Source organism: Microbacterium resistens NBRC 103078 (assembly GCF_001552355.1).
GTDB classification, from domain to species: Bacteria; Actinomycetota; Actinomycetes; order Actinomycetales; family Microbacteriaceae; genus Microbacterium; species Microbacterium resistens.
Genome location: NZ_BCRA01000183.1, coordinates 1 through 3839, shown reverse-complemented (window position 1 = coordinate 3839; position 3839 = coordinate 1). Strand labels below are relative to the sequence as shown.

At 74.5% G+C, this 3839-nt stretch carries 4 protein-coding genes; 3 read left to right on the top strand and 1 reads right to left on the bottom strand.

The window, feature by feature from the left end:
* On the bottom strand, positions 1-900 hold a 900-nt coding region (locus tag MR1_RS18640; RefSeq protein ID WP_067250658.1), incomplete at its 3' end, for a glycosyltransferase.
* A 185-nt stretch (positions 901-1085) separates the two neighbouring features.
* Here MR1_RS18640 and MR1_RS18635 point away from each other — a divergent pair.
* From MR1_RS18635 to MR1_RS18625, 3 genes are all read left to right on the top strand, one after another.
* A complete protein-coding gene (locus MR1_RS18635) occupies positions 1086-1820 on the top strand; it encodes a CDP-alcohol phosphatidyltransferase family protein (protein WP_067250655.1) in 735 nt (244 codons plus the stop codon).
* A gap of 1 nt (position 1821) precedes the next feature.
* Positions 1822-2997 (top strand): glycosyltransferase, encoded by a 1176-nt coding sequence (locus tag MR1_RS18630; protein ID WP_067250653.1) that lies wholly within the window; start codon positions 1822-1824, stop codon positions 2995-2997.
* Positions 2994-3839: glycosyltransferase family 2 protein (locus MR1_RS18625; RefSeq protein ID WP_157518389.1), on the top strand; the 846-nt coding region annotated here is incomplete at its 3' end. The genes MR1_RS18630 and MR1_RS18625, both read left to right, overlap by 4 nt.

The window sequence follows — 3839 nt, the reverse complement described above, 5'->3', positions numbered from 1 at the left end:
GGCGGGCGGCGTGCGGACCCGGTCCGCGAAGGCCAGGAGGTCGTCCGCCGTCAGCTCGTCGTCGAAGACGGTGATCCATCCCGGGCCGACCTCCGCCGACAGCGCGAGGTTGACCTCGGTCCGCGGCACCAGCACCGGTCGGCCGAGGGACAGCGCCGCCAGCACCGTGCCGGAATTGTGCATGAACCGGTAGGGCAGCACGATCCCCGCGCTGGCCATGACGGCGCGGGCGAAGTCGGGCTCGGTGAGGTAGCGCAGATCCAGGCGGATGCGCGGATCCGCCTCCGCCCGCCGCCGCACCTCCGCCGCCAACTCGGGGCTGGACGGGTTTCCGGCCACGCTCAGCCGGAGGTCGGGTGCCTCCTCCGCGGTCGCGGAGAAAGCGTCGATGAGGGTCTCCACCCCCTTGTAGCGCCGCACGAGCCCGACGAAGCCCAGCGTGCGCGGCGCGGGCTCGACCGGCGCCACGTCGGCGAACCAGTCGCGGTAGTGGCCGTGCGGGATGAGGGTGCGCGGCAGATCGTCCGGGAGAGCCGTCTGCTCGTTGAGCACGATGCGGTGGTCCGTGCGCCGCTCGATCCACTCCAGGTACCGCCGCTCCCACCCGGACACGTCCTGCGGGAGCTCCACGTTGTGGACGGTGCGCACGACCGCGACCCGGCCGAGCGCGAGGCGTGCGCCGAGGGCGGCGGCGTATGCGCGGCGGGCGAGGCGCTTCACGCCCGTCGCCGTCCCGAACAGCGTCTCCGGCCAGTGGAACTGGAGCACGTCGATCCGGCCGAGGAGGGCGCGCCGGCGGTCGAAGCGCAGATGCTCCACGCCCGGCGTGCGCGCCAGCGCCGCATCCAGCATGTGGATGTACGGGTTGCTCGTCGGCCGTGGCGCGCCGAACGACTGCATGGCGCGAATCGGGCGCGCGGAATCCCCAGAACCGTTCCCCATAACCGGACAGTCTGCCAGCACGCGGGGCTCCGCGCGACGACGAGGCGGCACCCGGACTCGCGGTCGGGGCCCCGAAGCCCTAGGATCTGCACAGAGCGCGCCACTGGGGAGCGGTGCGCAGGGATCTGGACTGGGGAGCCACGATGACCGATTCGCTTGCCGTCGCCTATCGACGACTCGCCTCCGCGCAGAAGGGGCACGCGCGCGGGGCACCGGCGTACTCCGTGTACGTCAACCGCCGCCTGGGGCGGGCGCTCGCCGCGTTCGCGTTCCGGGCGGGCTGGACGCCGAACGCCGTCACCGGGATCAGCGCGCTGAACACCGCTGCCGCGCTGGTCCTGCTCATCGCGCTTCCGGCGACGGTGTGGACCGGGCTCCTCGTCGCCGTCCTGCTCGTGCTCGGCTATGCGTGGGACTCCGCCGACGGGCAGCTCGCGCGTCTCCGCGGCGGCGGGTCGCTGTCCGGCGAATGGCTGGACCACTTCGTCGACGCGGTGAAGATCGCCGCCCTGCATCTGGTGGTCCTCGTGGCCCTCTGGCTGCGCACGCCCGTCGGCGGCACGCCGTGGGCGCTGGTCCCGCTGGCCTACAGCGTGATCGCCGTCGTGACGTTCTTCGGCATGCTGCTGAACGATCTGCTCAAGGGCAAGAAGGGCGTCGCGTCCACGCATCGGCGCGGCGGCGGGACGCTCGGCCGGTCGATGCTGCTCCTGCCCACCGACTTCGGGGTCGTCTGCCTGGTCTTCGTGCTGTGGGGGTGGACGACGGGCTTCCTCGTCGCCTACACGGCGCTCGCGGCGGCCTCCGGCGCGTTCCTCATGCTCGCCGCCGTGCGGTGGTTCCGGGAGATCCGCGCGCTCGACGGCGACGGGGCCTGACGTGCGCGTCCTCCTCTCCTTCCCCTACGCGCTCGGCCGCGTCGGGGTCGGCCGCACGGCGCAGCGCCAGGCCGAGGGGCTGGCCGCGCTCGGCCACGAGGTGTTCGTCGCCGCTCCCCTCGTCGCGGCGGGGGCGGGGCTCGACCCCCGGGTGACGGTCCACGAGACCCTCCGTCTCGCGGGACGGCGGATCCCCGCGCGGCTCCTCCGGGCGACGGGGGCGCGCGCCGCGATCCACGATCGGCGCGCCGCGCGCTGGCTCGGGCGCCTGCACCGGGACGCCCCGCTCGACGTGCTGCACGCGTGGCCGCTGTCCGGCATCCGGACCATGCAGGCGGCGCGGGAGCGCGGGACGACCGTCGTGCGGGAGGCTCCGAACACGCACACCGGTCACGCCTACGACGTCGTCGAGCAGGAGGCCCGGCGGCTCGGTCTCGAGATCCCGGCCGGGAACTCGCACCGCCGCGACCCCGCGCATCTCGCCGCCGAGGAGCGCGAATGGGAGCTGGCGGACGCGATCCTCGCCCCGTCGGACGCCGTCGCCGAGTCCTTCCTCGACCGCGGGTTCGCGCCCGACCGGGTCGTGCGTCACCGCTACGGGTGCGATCCCGGACCCGTCCCGCACCGCGATCGGGAGGACCGTCCGTTGCGGGCGGTCTTCCTCGGGGCGGTCGAGCCGCGAAAGGGCGTGCATCACGCGCTGCGCGCCTGGGCCGACAGCGCCGCGTCCGAGGACGGGACGCTCACGATCGCCGGCCGGTGGATGGACGGCTATCGCGAGCGGCTGGCGGACCTGCGAGCGGCCAGGGGCGTCGTGGAGGCGGGGTTCGTCGAGGACCCGTCGGCGCTCCTCGCCGACGCCGACGTGCTGCTGCTGCCGTCCGTGGAGGAGGGCAGCGCCATCGTGACCTACGAGGCGCAGGCCGCCGGCTGCATCCCGCTCGTGTCGCGGCAGGCCGGGGCGTTCGCGACCGACGGCGTGCACGCGCTGCTGCACGAGGCGGGCGACGCGGCGACGCTCACGGCGCAGCTCGACCTCCTGCATCGCGATCCGGCCCTGCGGGCCCGGATGCGCGAGGCGTGCCTGGAGGATCGCGACCGGCTCGGGTGGGATGCCGCGGCGACCGCTCTGGCCGACGCGTACGCGGTCGCCGGGCGACGGGCGGTCCGGGCATGAGCGCGCCGCCGCGATTCGCGGTCGTGACCGTGAACTTCGCCTCCGCCGCCCTCCTCGAGGCCAACGCCGCCGCGCTGGATCTCCCTCCGGAGGGCCGCCTGGTGATCGTCGACTGCTTCAGCTCGGCCGAGGAGAGACGACGCGTCGAGGAGGCCGCGCGACGGCTCGGCGCCGACTTCGTCCCGCTGGACGAGAACCGCGGCTACGGCGGCGGGACCAACGCCGGCGCCGCCCACGCGCTCGCCGCCGGTGCCGAGGTCCTCGTGCCGCTCAACCCCGACGCCCGCATCGCCCGGGAGGACCTCGAACGGCTGGTGCGGGAGGCTGCCGGGACGGAGGCGCTGGTCTCCCCCCGCATCCGCACGAGCTCGGGTCGCAGCTGGTTCGACGGGGCGGACCTGTATCTCGACGACGGCACGACGGCGGGCGCACGCGCGCGGGCGGTGAACGCCGGGCGGCCGTCGCGACCCTGGGCGACGGGGGCGTGCTTCGCCATCGCGGCGGAGCTGTGGCGCCGTGTCGGCGGCTTCGACGAGGAGTACTTCCTCTACTGGGAGGACATCGACCTCTCGCACCGCGTCCTCGACGCGGGCGGCGAGCTGCGGATGTCCGGTGCCGAGGTCGTCCACGACGAGGGCGGCACCCATGACGAGGAGCGCCGCGGTCGCGCGAAGTCGTCGACGTACTACTACTTCAACATCCGCAACCGCCTGCTCTACGCCCGCAAGCATCTGGACGCCGCGACCGGAGCGCGCTGGCGGCGCTCGGCGATGCGGGTCGGCTACGGGGTGCTGCTCCAGGGCGGACGCCGGCAGCTCGTGACGTCGGTCGCGCCGTGGCGC

Bases quoted from the DNA above. Each gene is read 5' to 3' on its own strand.
- MR1_RS18635 (WP_067250655.1), top strand. From the start codon at position 1,086: ATGACCGATTCGCTTGCCGTCGCCTATCGACGACTCGCCTCCGCGCAG.